The sequence below is a fragment of the Actinomycetospora lemnae genome (assembly GCF_028737315.1).
GTDB lineage: Bacteria > Actinomycetota > Actinomycetes > Mycobacteriales > Pseudonocardiaceae > Actinomycetospora > Actinomycetospora lemnae.
Genome location: NZ_JAQZAO010000018.1, coordinates 1 through 11841 on the forward strand (window position 1 = coordinate 1; position 11841 = coordinate 11841).

At 75.9% G+C, this 11841-nt stretch carries 17 protein-coding genes; 2 read left to right on the forward strand and 15 right to left on the reverse strand.

Features of this window, described 5'->3' with window-relative positions; all coding sequences use genetic code 11:
- A partial coding sequence (locus tag PGB27_RS26935) for a hypothetical protein (RefSeq protein WP_274203533.1) occupies positions 1-274 on the reverse strand: 274 nt, incomplete at its 3' end.
- A gap of 186 nt (positions 275-460) precedes the next feature.
- Positions 461-904 carry a tRNA (N6-threonylcarbamoyladenosine(37)-N6)-methyltransferase TrmO gene (tsaA, locus tag PGB27_RS26940; RefSeq protein WP_274203534.1) on the reverse strand — a complete coding sequence of 148 codons (444 nt, stop codon included), beginning with the start codon at positions 902-904 and terminating at the stop codon, positions 461-463.
- Between the two features lie 45 nt (positions 905-949).
- Between tsaA and PGB27_RS26945 the strand changes: the two genes are divergently transcribed.
- Complete coding sequence (locus tag PGB27_RS26945) at positions 950-1558, forward strand: TetR/AcrR family transcriptional regulator (RefSeq protein ID WP_274203535.1); 609 nt, start codon at positions 950-952, stop codon at positions 1556-1558.
- Between the two features lie 30 nt (positions 1559-1588).
- Here PGB27_RS26945 and PGB27_RS26950 read toward each other — a convergent pair whose 3' ends face one another.
- From PGB27_RS26950 to PGB27_RS26965, 4 genes are all read right to left on the reverse strand, one after another.
- Positions 1589-2014 carry an ATP-binding protein gene (locus PGB27_RS26950; protein ID WP_274203536.1) on the reverse strand — a complete coding sequence of 142 codons (426 nt, stop codon included), beginning with the start codon at positions 2012-2014 and terminating at the stop codon, positions 1589-1591.
- Positions 2015-2263: 249 nt separating this feature from the next.
- The gene (locus PGB27_RS26955; protein WP_274203537.1) at positions 2264-3487 is read right to left on the reverse strand and encodes an acyl-CoA dehydrogenase family protein; all 1224 of its coding nucleotides are present in this window, start codon (positions 3485-3487) and stop codon (positions 2264-2266) included.
- The gene (locus PGB27_RS26960; RefSeq protein WP_274203538.1) at positions 3484-4458 is read right to left on the reverse strand and encodes an SDR family NAD(P)-dependent oxidoreductase; all 975 of its coding nucleotides are present in this window, start codon (positions 4456-4458) and stop codon (positions 3484-3486) included. The genes PGB27_RS26955 and PGB27_RS26960 overlap by 4 nt, the downstream gene beginning before the upstream one ends.
- A 68-nt stretch (positions 4459-4526) precedes the next feature.
- A complete protein-coding gene (locus PGB27_RS26965) occupies positions 4527-6107 on the reverse strand; it encodes an alpha/beta hydrolase (RefSeq protein WP_274203539.1) in 1581 nt (526 codons plus the stop codon).
- An 89-nt stretch (positions 6108-6196) separates the two neighbouring features.
- On the opposite strand from PGB27_RS26965, the gene PGB27_RS26970 reads away from it, so the two are divergent.
- Positions 6197-7267, forward strand: a complete 1071-nt coding sequence (locus tag PGB27_RS26970) for an ATP-dependent DNA ligase (protein WP_274203540.1) — start codon at positions 6197-6199, stop codon at positions 7265-7267.
- 4 nt (positions 7268-7271) lie between these two features.
- Here PGB27_RS26970 and PGB27_RS26975 read toward each other — a convergent pair whose 3' ends face one another.
- The 9 genes from PGB27_RS26975 to PGB27_RS29380 form a co-directional block, all read right to left on the reverse strand.
- Complete coding sequence (locus PGB27_RS26975; protein ID WP_274203541.1) at positions 7272-7877, reverse strand: Asp23/Gls24 family envelope stress response protein; 606 nt, start codon at positions 7875-7877, stop codon at positions 7272-7274.
- A complete protein-coding gene (locus PGB27_RS26980) occupies positions 7874-8407 on the reverse strand; it encodes a DUF6286 domain-containing protein (protein WP_274203542.1) in 534 nt (177 codons plus the stop codon). Before PGB27_RS26980 ends, PGB27_RS26975 begins: the two co-directional genes overlap by 4 nt.
- Positions 8408-8410: 3 nt before the next feature.
- Complete coding sequence (locus PGB27_RS26985) at positions 8411-8869, reverse strand: Asp23/Gls24 family envelope stress response protein (protein ID WP_274203543.1); 459 nt, start codon at positions 8867-8869, stop codon at positions 8411-8413.
- The gene (locus PGB27_RS26990) at positions 8866-9045 is read right to left on the reverse strand and encodes a hypothetical protein (RefSeq protein WP_274197018.1); all 180 of its coding nucleotides are present in this window, start codon (positions 9043-9045) and stop codon (positions 8866-8868) included. Before PGB27_RS26990 ends, PGB27_RS26985 begins: the two co-directional genes overlap by 4 nt.
- A 51-nt stretch (positions 9046-9096) precedes the next feature.
- Positions 9097-9387: a hypothetical protein gene (locus PGB27_RS26995; RefSeq protein WP_274203544.1), complete on the reverse strand. Its 291-nt coding sequence runs from the start codon at positions 9385-9387 to the stop codon at positions 9097-9099.
- Positions 9384-9695, reverse strand: a complete 312-nt coding sequence (locus PGB27_RS27000) for a hypothetical protein (RefSeq protein WP_274203545.1) — start codon at positions 9693-9695, stop codon at positions 9384-9386. Before PGB27_RS27000 ends, PGB27_RS26995 begins: the two co-directional genes overlap by 4 nt.
- A gap of 53 nt (positions 9696-9748) precedes the next feature.
- Positions 9749-10258 (reverse strand): Asp23/Gls24 family envelope stress response protein, encoded by a 510-nt coding sequence (locus tag PGB27_RS27005; RefSeq protein WP_274203546.1) that lies wholly within the window; start codon positions 10256-10258, stop codon positions 9749-9751.
- Between the two features lie 161 nt (positions 10259-10419).
- The gene (locus PGB27_RS27010; protein WP_274203547.1) at positions 10420-11178 is read right to left on the reverse strand and encodes a pyrimidine reductase family protein; all 759 of its coding nucleotides are present in this window, start codon (positions 11176-11178) and stop codon (positions 10420-10422) included.
- Positions 11175-11642 carry a DUF3072 domain-containing protein gene (locus PGB27_RS29380; protein WP_332843878.1) on the reverse strand — a complete coding sequence of 156 codons (468 nt, stop codon included), beginning with the start codon at positions 11640-11642 and terminating at the stop codon, positions 11175-11177. Before PGB27_RS29380 ends, PGB27_RS27010 begins: the two co-directional genes overlap by 4 nt.
- Between the last annotated feature and the right edge of the window lie 199 nt (positions 11643-11841).

An 11841-nucleotide genomic window follows, 5' to 3' on the forward strand; every position in this document is an offset into this window, starting at 1 on the left:
CCAGCCAGCGGCAGGCCATCGCCCGCGACCAGCCCAGGGCGGCGGCGGCCTCGTCGCCGGAGAACTCGTCGAGCAGCGCCCGGCGACCCTTCTGCCCTTCCTCGGTGCGGCCGGCCTCGTGCAGCGCGGTCAGCAAGCGGGCGGTGGCGCGGTTGCGGGCCCGGAAGCAGTCGCGGGCGAAGTCCACGACCTCGGCGCCGGCCAGCCCGGCCGGGTCGATCGCGTCGAGGACCTCGACCGGCAACCCACCGGTGTCGAGGTCCGCGATGCCCATGACCAGGACGCTAGCCCCGACCCCCGACACTCCCCGACGATCTTGCCGCTGGTTACGGGCCCGCGAATGCGACCGCGTCCCGTCGCCAGAGCGCTGCCGGCGGCTCCCGGCGTGTAGCGCCGACGAGGATGTGGCGATCCTGGCGTCGAACGCCAGCGAGGACGCACCGCTGACACACACAGCCCACTACCGGGAGGCGCTGCTCCCGGAGTCGTGACAACGCTCGCCGACGGGCCCGAGGACGGGCTTGATGTCGACGACGGGGGTGCCGTCGATGGCCTCGAGGTCCGACACCCGCAGCACCGTGCCGTCGACGGCCAGCACGCGCACGGGGTGCAGGCCGAGCGGGTTCGGGCGGTCGGGGGAGCGGGTGGCGAAGATGCCGGTCTCGGGCTGCTGCGGGTCGTTGCGCGGGTGGACGCGCAGCACCGAGCGGTCGGCGCGGTCGAGCCACGTGATCAGCAGGATCTCCTGCCCGACGGCGAGGTCGCGCACCGCCGGGGCGAGGTCCGGCTCGAGCGTGACGACGGCCTCGGGCCCGCCCTCGTCGCCCTGGCACGGCGCCTGCGACCGGTCGACGAGCGGCGAGGACACGCGGCCGAGCACGCGCAGCACGGGTTCGTCGGACACCCCTGCACCGTAGGCCCGGGACGCCTCCGTCCGTACCCTTCGGTCGTGCCCCGCCTGACCTCCCCCCGCGCCGAGGCCACGGCCGCGACCCGGGCCGGGCTGGTCGAGGCGGCGACCGCGCTGTTCGCCGAGCGCGGGTTCGCCGAGACCTCCATCGACGACGTCGCCGCGGTCGCCGGCATGACCAAGGGCGCGGTGTACCACCACTTCGCCGGCAAGGCGGCGCTGTTCGAGGCCGTGTTCTCCGCTCGCGAGGCCGAGGTGCACGAGCGCCTGCGCACCGCCCTCGACGCCGCGCCGGACCACCTCGTCGGCGCCCGGGCCGCGCTGACCACGTTCCTCGAGGCCTGCAGCGAGCCGACCTACGGGCGCATCGTCTTCCGCGACGGCCCCCTGGCGCTGGGCTGGGAGCGCTGGCGGGAGTGCGAGGTCGACTACGCCCTCGCCTTCATCGCCCGGGTCCTCGACGGGCTGGCGCGCGAGGGCAACCTCGTCACCCGGCCCGGCGCGTCCTACCCGACCCTCGTGCTCGGGATGCTGTCGAGCGCCGGGCAGCTGCTCGGCCAGGCGCCCCCCGAGCAGCACCCGGCCCTGCGGGCGGAGCTGCTCGGCTTCTTCGACCAGGTGCTGGCCGGCCTCACCGGCGGGCGCTGAGGCGCCCGCCGCCCCGACCCGCACCGGCGGTCAGTCCGCCGCCGGCGCCCCGCCCCGCTGCTGGCGCAGGGCGACGGTCGTGCCCCGCGAGGTGTGCCGGACCGCGACGCTGTCCACGCTGCGCTGCATCAGCACGAACCCGCGCCCGCGCGTCGCGTGCGACCCCGGCGTGGCCGGCGCCGCGGCGTCGGCCCACCGTCCGTTGTCCGTGACGCGGACGTTCACCGAGTCCGCCTCGCACCACAGGGTGAGCTCCACCGTGCCGTCGGCGTCGCCGGGATAGGCGTGCTCGACGGCGTTCTCGACGGCCTCCGACACCGCGATCAGCACCCGCTCGCGCGCGTCCTGGTCGATGTCGAGGCCGGCCAGCCAGTCCCGCGCCTCGTGTCGCATCCGCTGTGACTCGTCGGCCCGCGCCGGGTGCACCGCCCGCGCGAACTCCACCGCATCCGTCATGACTCCCCGCCCCCCGGTTCGACCCGTGCTCCTGAGACCGTCGGCGACCGCGCGGTCACCTCCCGTCACCGGGCCTGGCTTGCCCACCGTGGCGTCCCTTCCACCGTGAGGTCGACCGCCAACATCGCGAGCGGTTTGTTTCGCACGATCGACGGGTGAACGGCGGGGGACACCCCTCGATGGGGGGCGACGACCGGGCGAACCTGCTGGTCCGCGTCCGGGTGAACGGATCTCCCCCGGACGGCCGGGTCACGCGAGCAGGGCGTCGGAGATGATCTTCCTCTGGATCTCCGAGGTGCCCTCGAAGATCGTCGTCAGGCGGGCGTCGCGCCAGTAGCGCTCCACCGAGTGCTCCGTCGTGTAGCCGTTGCCGCCGAAGATCTGCAGCGCGTCGCTGGTGACCTGCTCCGCCGTCTCGGAGGCGAAGAGCTTGGCCGACGACGCGGCGACGTCCCCGCCGGGCGCACCCTCGTCGAGCAGCCAGGCCGCGTGCCACCACAGCGTGCGGGCGGCGTCGACGGCGGCGGCCATGTCGGCGAGCTTGTGGCGCAGGGCCTGCTGGTCGGCGATCGGGTGGCCGAACTGCTCGCGGCGGCGGCTGTAGGCCACCGCGTCCTCCAGCGCCCCGCGCGCGAGCCCCACCGCCCGCGCCGCCGTCTGCACCCGCGCGGTGCCGAGCCAGCGCAGGCTGTCCTTGAAGCCCTGGCCCTCGGACTGCCCCGTGTCCTGCAACGCGTCCGCGGGCAGGCGCAGGCCGTCGAACTCCAGCTGCCAGGTCGTCAGGCCGAAGTAGCCGATCTTGTCGATGGGCGTGCCGACGACCCCGTCGGGGAAGCTCCCGCGCTCCTTGGGCACGAGGAACAGCTCGAGGCCGTCCGAGCGGCTCTCGCCCTCGCGGGGCGGGCGGGTTCGGGCCAGGAGGTGCAGGAAGTCCGCCGAGAGCGCGTGCCCCACCCAGCGCTTCGTCCCCTCCACGACCCATTCGGAGCCGTCCCGCCGCGCCGTGCACTCCACGCCGGCGAGGTCGGACCCGGCGTGCGGCTCGGAGAACGCGATGGCTCCCACCCAACGGCCCGCGGCACTCGCCCGCAGCAGCTCGGCGCGCCGTGACGGGTCGGGCGAGGCGCAGCCGGTCCCGTTGCCGCGGGCGATGATGCTGCCGACGCTCATCCAGGCGCGGGCGAGCTCCTCGGAGACCAGGCAGTACTCGACCACCCCGAGCCCCAGCCCGCCGTGCTCGGCGTCGACGAGGATGCCGAAGTGCCCGAGCTCGGCCATGCGGTCGAGCAGGGACGACGGGATGTCCTCGCGGCGCGGGTCGAGCTCGTCGGCGACGGGCAGGACCTCCTCCATCGCGAACGCCCGCGTCGTCGCCTGGAGCTCCCGACGGGCGGGGGTCAGGAGGGCGGCATCGGCCGGGGCCGCCGTGTGGACCTCGTCGAGACCGCGCCGCGGCCAGGTCGACCGGCTCACCGTGCCGACCCGGCCGTCGCGTCGACGCACAGCGTCCACAGGGCCGCGCGGGCCTGCGGCGTCTCGGCGCCCCGCGGCAGGTAGTGGGTGGGTCGGGGGGCCCGGTCGTGCCAGAACACCCCGGTGCTGTGCCCCGGCTCGGCCGCGGCCTGCAGCCAGACGGCGGTGTCGGCGCCCTGGTCGTCGGTGCGCAGCAGGGGTCCCGTGACGCGGCGGAAGCCCGGCATCGAGCCGGCGACACCGGGGGTGTCGGCCCAGCCCGGGTGCATGCTGTGGACGACGACGCCGTCGCCCGCGAGGTCGTCGGCGAGCAGCTCGGCGAGCACCACCTGCATCCGCTTGGTGCGCGCGTAGGCCGCGCCGCCGGAGTAGGTGCCGACGCGGAACTCGGGGTCGTCGGTGGGCAGCGACGCCGTGTACATGCCGCCGGAGGAGACGAACACGACGCGCGCGGGCGCCGTCGGGCTCGCCCCCGCCCGCAGCGCCGGGCGCAGCTCGCGGGTCAGGAGGAACGGGCCCAGGACGTGCGTCGCGAGCGCGAGCTCGTGGCCCTCCGCGGTCTCGGTGCGCTCCGGGGGCATGACGCCCGCGTTGTGCACCAGGCCGTGGACCGCGGCCTCCCGGTCGCGGACCTCGGCGGCGTAGCGGCGCACGTCGGCCAGCGAGGACACGTCGCACTCGGCGACCTCGACCGCCGCGCCCGGGTGCGCCTCACGCAGTGCCGCGGCCGTGCGCTCGCCGCGGGCCTGGTCACGCACGACGAGCTCGACCCGCGCGCCGAGACCCACGAGCCCGCGGGCGGTGGCGGCACCCAGGCCGCCGGCCGCGCCGGTCACGAGGATGGTCCGCCCGGCCAGGCACCCGGACGGCAGCGTGCGCCAGCCCGCACGCCGAGCGGCGTACCCCAGACGGGAGTAACCGGGCACGACCAGGCGGTCCAGCGCGGCGTCGACGAGGCGGGGGAGCTGCACGGGGGCAGGCTAACCAGCCCGGCGTCGCGGGGCGCTCCGGACGCACCGGGCACCGGGCGCGGCGGAGATCACGGCGGGCAGACCGTCCCCTGCTGGGGCAGCACACCGTCGCGCAGGTAGCCGCCGACGGCGCTCCGGATGCACGGCGTGGCGGGGTAGGCGCCGTGGCCCGCGCCGAGCCAGGTGACGAGGCTCGCCGACCCCAGCTGGGTCGCGACGCGCTCGCTGCCGGCGAGCGGGGTGAACGGGTCACCGCGCGTCCCGACGACCAGTGACGGCGGGCCGGCGGCGCCGCCCGGCTCGGGCACGTCGACCGGCACCGGCCACGAGCTGCACAGCAGCGCGTCGTGCGCGAAGTACGCACCGAACAGCGGCTCGGCCGCCCGGGCCCGGGCCGTGTCGGCGGCGACCTGGTCGAGCGTGGGCCGCTCGACGGTGTCGTTGCAGGTCAGCAGTACCGACGCGTCGAAGCCGCCGCCGTCGGCCTCGGCGGGGGCGAGCAGGCCGAGGACGCCGTTGGGATCGCCCTCGCCCGCGGCCGCGATCGCCGTGGCGAGCTCGGGCCAGAGCGCCGGCTCGGCGAGGCCGGTGACGAGCGCGCGGGTGGCGGTGCCGTCGGTGACCTGCCGGCCGCCGGACGCGGCCAGGGGCGCCGCGCGCAGGTTGGTGAGGATGCCGGTGACCGTGCTCGTCGGGTCCGGGCCGAGCGGGCAGTCGGGGCGCGCCGTGCAGTTGGCCGCGAACCCGGTGAGCGCGTCGCGGGCCGCCGCCGCGCGTTCGCGGGCGCGCTGGGAGAACGTGGTGGTGGGGTCGGCGACCCCGTCGAGCACCGTGCGCCCCACCGACGACGGGTGCCGGCGTGCCCAGGCCGCGAGCACGCCCGCGCCCTCACCGACGCCCACCACGTGCATCCGCTCCACGCCGAGGGCCGCGCGGACCTCCTCGAGGTCCTCGGCCTCGACGCCGGTGCGGAAGTCGGTGAGCGCGTTCTCGAGCACCTGGGTGCAGGTGCTGGCCGCGGAGGCGGCGGCGTCGCGCAGCGGGCCGAGGGCGACCGGGTCGGCGGCCAGCGGATCGGCGTCGACGAGCGCCTCGCGCACCGAGGGGGTGATGCAGTCCACCGGCTCGGAGTTGCCGGTGCCGCGCAGGTCGACGCCGTAGAGCGCGGCGCCGGCGAGCAGGGTCTCGGGCGCGGTCGCGGCGAGGCGCACGGCGCGGTCGCTGCCCGACGGGCCGCCCGCCTCGCCGACCACGACGATCGGGATCGGCCCGCCGGGCGGCACCGGCCCGACCGTCACCTGCAGGACCCCGATCTCCGCCCGCGACGAACCGCCGCCGCCGACCGGCACGCTCTGGCAGCCGAAGCGCAGGTCGCGCCCGCCCAGGTCGGCGGGGGCGAGCGTCCCGCGGATCTCCGCGGTGCAGTCGGAGAACCCGGCGGGCGCGGTGGGGGAGGGCAGCAGCGGCGGCAGCAGCGACGGCGCGGGCCCGGGCACTCCGGTCTCGGGTGCGGGCTCCGGGGTGGCCGGCTCGTCGACCAGCGTCGCGACCGGCGGCCGCTGCGAGGGCCCGACCGCGCAGGCCCCGAGACCCAGGACCAGGACGACGCCCAGCACGAGGACGGCGGCCCTGCTGACGGGTCGCGGCACGCAGCACCTCTCATCGCGCGGGGATCGTGTGTCCCGGAGTCTGACGGGCACGGGTGGCGTGGGCGTGAGGGGGCGGAACAATGCTGCCCGTGCACCTGCCCGTCATGCCGCCCGTCGCCCCCATGCTGGCCAAGGCCGTCGCGGAGATCCCCGCGGGCCAGCGGTACGAACCCAAGTGGGACGGCTTCCGGTCGGTCGTGTTCCGCGACGGCGACGAGGTCGAGATCGGCAGCCGCAACGAGAAGCCGATGACCCGCTACTTCCCTGAGCTGGTCGAGGCCGTGCAGGCGGCGCTGCCGCCGCGCTGCGTCATCGACGGCGAGATCGTCGTGGTCGACGCCGAGGGGACCGGCCTGGACTTCGAGGCGCTGCTCCAGCGGGTGCACCCCGCGGCCTCGCGGGTGAAGAAGCTCTCGGTCGAGACCCCGGCGCACTTCGTCGCGTTCGACCTGCTGGCCCTCGGCGACGACGACCTCACCGGCCGGCCCTTCACCGAGCGCCGCGAGCGCCTCGCCGAGGTCGTCGGTGGTCTCGAGCGCCCCGACCTGCACCTCACGCCGATGACCGAGGACGTGGAGACCGCCCGCGACTGGTTCGACCGCTTCGAGGGCGCGGGGCTCGACGGGCTGATCGCGAAGAAGGCGGACCTGACCTATCAGCCCGACAAGCGGGTCATGAGCAAGATCAAGCACGAGCGCACCGCCGACTGCGTCGTCGCCGGCTACCGGGTGCACAAGTCGGGGCCGGACGCGCTGGGCTCGCTGCTGCTCGGCCTCTACACCGAGGACGGCACGCTGCAGAGCGTCGGCGTCATCGGCGCGTTCCCGATGGCGAGGCGCAAGGAGCTCTTCGCCGAGCTCCAGCCGCTGGTCACGTCGTTCGAGGGCCACCCGTGGGCGTGGGCGGCCCAGGAGGAGGGCACGCGCACGCCCCGCGACGCCGAGCACAGCCGGTGGAACGCGCAGAAGGACCTTTCGTTCGTGCCGCTGCGCCCGGAGCTCGTCGTGGAGGTCAAGTACGACCACATGGAGGGCGTGCGCTTCCGGCACACCGCGCAGTTCAAGCGCTGGCGCCCGGACCGCGATCCGGCGTCGTGCACCTTCGAGCAGCTCGACCGGCCGGTGCGGTTCGACCTGGCCGAGGTGCTCATCGCTCGGTGACCCCCTACTCCACCCGCGCCGGCGTCGGCGCCGAGGTGGCGTCGAGCTCCAGGCGCACGGCCGTCGGCAGGGCCGAGACGGCGAAGGCCTCGCGGGCGCGGGCGAGCACTCGCCCGTCGAGGTCGGCCCAGACGTCGCGGACGTCGGTGCCCTCGACCAGGGTCAGCGCGATCCGCAGCGCGGGCTTGAGCGAGGTGCCGACGAGGCGCACGCGGGCGCGGCTCACGCCCTCGATGGTCTCGGCGTCCTGGCGCACGGCGTCGGCGACGGCCGCGTGCTCGACGACGAGCCGCTCGCCCGGCAGCTCCGAGAGCGACACGTCGGGCCGCGGCTCGGGGCGCAGCGAGCGCACCACCCACGCGATGCCGACGAAGAAGAGCACCACGCCGATCCCGATCGCGATCCAGCGCGTGGCGGCGACGTGCGTCCCGATCCAGGTCACGAGCAGCGGGTCGATGATCGGGCGCTGGGCACGGAAGGTCCCGAACACCCCGTAGCTGACCAGCAGCGCGAGCACCGAGGCGGCGACGAGGACGAGACCCAGCAGCGTGGTGAGGACGCGGTCGCGCCCGGCGGAGCGGGCGACGGCGCGCCGCGAGCGGCGGCTCACTTGACCCCCTTCGTGGTGGTGACCGACACCGCGACCCGCGGGCGCTGCGCGAGCGGGAGGCGCAGGAGCGTCTGGTCGACGCGCTCGCGCAGCGACGCGCGGACGTCCTCGGCGGGGTCGAGCGTCGCGGCCTTGACCGTGATCTTCTTCGCGGACGCGACCACCGACGCGGAGATGACGTCGTCGTGCGAGCGGACCTCGTGGCCCACCGCGCGGGCGAGCGAGCGGGGCGACGTCGTCACGGTGACCTCGGGGACCGGGTCGGCGAGGTAGACGTCGTGGCGGCGGGCGACGAGCCCGGTGAGCAGCACGAACAGCCCGCCGACGCCGACGATGACCGCCACCGCCCGCACCGACCCGGACTGCCAGGTCAGGCCCTCGACGGCCGCCTGCCACGAGGGCCACGGCACCACGAGCGGGCTGGAGCCCGGCGCCACCCACAGCGTCACCGTCTCGACGACGATGCCGAGGCCGACGACGGCCAGCAGGAGCGCGAGCAGCGGTGCGAGCACGCGCAGGAGCAGGCGCACTTGTCACTCCGTCCGGGAGGCAGGGGTCCGGGGCGTGGCCCGGAGGGCGGGGTCGGTCAGCGCGGACACGCCGATGTCGAGCGAGCGCACGCGGTAGGGCGTGAGCGCCTGCACGCGCTCGCGGACGTGGTCGCGCACCGCGGCGGCGCTGTCGGCGATCCGCGCCGGGTAGGCCAGCGGGACCTCCAGACGCAGGTCGACCTGCTCGCCGTAGCCCGAGACCTTGGCGCTGGTCCCGGCCTCGCCGAGGTCCAGCCCGGCCAGGCGGCGCTGGGTGCGCACCGTGCCCGCGGTGTGGTCCGCGGCGTACTCCGCGATCTTGCGGACCACCGACAGCGCCACGTCGAGACGCCCGCGCTCGGCGGCGTCCTCCCGCCCGGGGTCGGTGCGCGGGGTGAGGGTGACCATCGACGGAGCCGGCGTGGGCGCGGTCTCGTCGGTGGCGTCGGTCGAGGAGCTCATCGGTCGCGGCCGCGCCCGACGAACTGGTTGACGTCGAGCTCGCCGTCGAGCACGCGGCCCACGACGAAGCCCAGGACACCGAGCACCAGGGCGATGAAGAAGCCCTGCAGACCGCCGGCGGCGGCCGCCACGCCCAGGATGAGGCCGACGAACATGCCGGCACGGGTGGCGCTCATGACCACTACCTCCACGATGGATGTCGCCCCGCGGTGGGCGGGACGGAAGAGCTAGAGCACGCGGGCGGACCCGCGGCGGGGGTCGTACCGGCGGGCCAGGCGGCGTCCGAGCCGCCCGAGCCGGGCGAGGTGGCCGTCGCTGACGGCGACCACCGGCGCGTCGAGCCGGGGGTCGTCCGCGGCCGGCCACGGGCCGGGCGCGCCGGCCGTGGGCCCGGTCGCCCGGAGGGCCGCCAGGCCCTCGCGGAACGCGTCCGGGTCGCCGCCGACGTCGGGGTGGTGCGTGCGGACGAACGCGCGCAGCGCCGCACGCCACTCCGCCTCCGTCGCCGGCCCGGTCACTCGGGGACCTCCAGGTCGGTGACGGTGACGTCGACGCGCCGGTTGCCCGACGCCGCGGCGACGATCCGGCGCAGCTCGGTGGCCGTGGGGCCGACCGGGGCGCCGAAGCGCAGGACCACCGCGATCCGGTCGGGCTCGCCCGCCTCCCCGAGGACGATCCCGGGCAGCCGGCGCCCGGGCAGGTACGTCGCGAGCGTGCCGAACGGGCCGCCCGAGAGCGCCGCCACCGCGGGGTGGGCGAGCAGCGCCTCGGCGATCCGTTCCGGCAGCGGGCCGAGGCCCGGGGCGTCCGGTGACCCCGGGCTCACGGCGGTCCCCGCCGGCCGGGCCCGGGCCGCCGCGGACGACGGGTCGGACGTGCTCACTCGACGCGCGTCGTCGGCTGGGTCGCCGGCTGCTCGTCGTCGGTGTCGTCACCCGGCATGTGGATGTCGTTGACGGCGATGTTGACCTCGATGACCTCGAGGCCGGTCATCTGTTCGACGGCGGCGATGACGTTGCGGCGGACCGCGCGGGCCAGCTCGACGATCCCGGCGCCGTACTCCACGACGATGTCGAGGTCGATGGCGGCCTGCTTCTCGCCCACCTCGACCTGCACGCCGGCGGCCTGCGAGGTGCCGCTGCCGCCGGGGATGCGCTCGCGGATCGCGCCGAAGGCGCGCGAGACCCCGCCGCCCATCGAGTACACGCCCGAGACGTCGCGGGCGGCGATGCCGGCGATCTTCTGCACCACGCCGGAGGCGATGGTGGTCTTGCCCTGCCCCGTGTCGTCGGCGAGACGGGCCGGAGTGCTGTTGCCACCGGTCCGCCCGCTCGTCGACTGGGTCCCTCCGGTCGAGGCCTCGGTGCCGGTGCTGGGGCTCTGCGTCATGGTGGGGCGCTCCCTGTGCGCTCGCGGATGTCAGCGATGCTTCTGCCCGGGTCGGCCCGGTTGCCGATCCGATACCCGTGGGACACGCGGGGCGCCGACTCGTCATGCGGCGTCACCCGAAAAGACCACGTTCGTGACGTGGATCTCGCCTGCGGGGGCCGTCAGGCCGTGCGGTAGCGCAGGAGCAGCCCGTCGTCGTGGGCGACGACGCCGGCGAGGTGCAGCGGTCGGGGGGCGTCGAGGGCGGGACCGGTGACGATCCGGTCGGCGCCGCCGCCGCCGGCGAGCTGCGGGGCGAGGGAGAGGCAGAGCTCGTCGACCCGCTCCGCGGCCAGGAGCGAGCCGAACAGCGCCGGGCCCCCCTCGCAGAGCACGCGGGTCAGGCCGCGCGCGGCGAGGGCGTCGACGACGGCGCCCGGGTCGGTGCTGCCCGGGTCGTCGCCGCTGACCGGGACGACCTCGGCGGCGACCCCGCCCAGGTCGTCCCGGACCCGCGGCGCGTGCACCGCGGCGGTCAGCACCAGCGGCGCCACCGTCGTGTCCGTGAACAGTGCCGACGAGGGGTCGAGGTCGCCGCGGGTGCTGACGACGGCGACCGGGGGCACCGCGGCCTGACCCCGGCCGCGCCGCCGCGCCCGCAGGTCGGGGTTCGTCCGCGCGCCCCGGTAGCCCTCGGCGCGCACCGTCCCCGACCCCACCAGCACGACGTCGGCGAGCTCGCGCAGCAGCCCGAAGACCTCCTTGTCCCCGGGGGCCTGCAGACCCCCGGAGACCCCGCCGACCGCGACGGCCCCGTCGGCGCTCGCCACGAAGTTGACGCGCACCCACGGCCGGTCGCGGTCCGCGGGATAGGCGTAGACCTCCGCGAGGGCTGCGCGGTCCAGCTCGCCCTCCCGGTCGGGAGGCCAGACCAGCCTCACCGGCTGGTCTTCTGCCGCAGCTCGTCGATCGCCCGCGACGCCTGCGACTTGTTCAGCCCGGTCGGCGGCTCCTCGCCCGCCTGCTGGGCGAGCGTCTCGAGGTAGCTGGCCTGCGGCCCGGTCATCGGCTCGTCGCCGGTGACCCACTGGTCGGTCGGGCGCTCCTGGCGGGACAGGTCGGGGGTGCCGCCCCCGTCCCCGTCCCCGTCCCCGTCTCCGGAGGAGCCGCCCGGCGTCACCGCGCCCTGGAGACGCTCGATCTCGTCCGAGGCCTGGGCCTTCGTCAGGTCGGTCGGGGGTTCCTCGCCGGCCTGGTGGGCGAGGGTCTCGAGGTAGCTGGCCTGCGGGCCGGTCATCGGCTCGTCGCCGGTGACCCAGTTGCTGTTGTCCTTCTCCGCCGACGAGCCGGCGGGGGAGTCGCCGGTGGTCTCGACGGCGTGCGGGTCGGGGGTCGGGTCGCTCACGGGAGCACTCCTCGGGGAACGATGGATCGAACAGGCGTTCGAGGGCGCGGGTACCCCGTGCCGGCCGGCGGACACCTCCGCGCGCCCCGGAGGGTGGCTACCCCGCGGTACGGCCTGGGGTCTGCACTCTGGTCACACGGTGTGTCGTCGGTCAGACTGTCGGCGTGTCGGGATCGGTCATGAGCACTCCTCGCTCGTC

Bases quoted from the DNA above. Each gene is read 5' to 3' on its own strand.
- PGB27_RS26985 (WP_274203543.1), bottom strand. From the start codon at position 8,869: ATGAGCTCCTCGACCGACGCCACCGACGAGACCGCGCCCACGCCGGCT.
- PGB27_RS27005 (WP_274203546.1), bottom strand. From the start codon at position 10,258: ATGACGCAGAGCCCCAGCACCGGCACCGAGGCCTCGACCGGAGGGACC.
- PGB27_RS26990 (WP_274197018.1), bottom strand. From the start codon at position 9,045: ATGAGCGCCACCCGTGCCGGCATGTTCGTCGGCCTCATCCTGGGCGTG.
- PGB27_RS26950 (WP_274203536.1), bottom strand. From the start codon at position 2,014: ATGACGGATGCGGTGGAGTTCGCGCGGGCGGTGCACCCGGCGCGGGCC.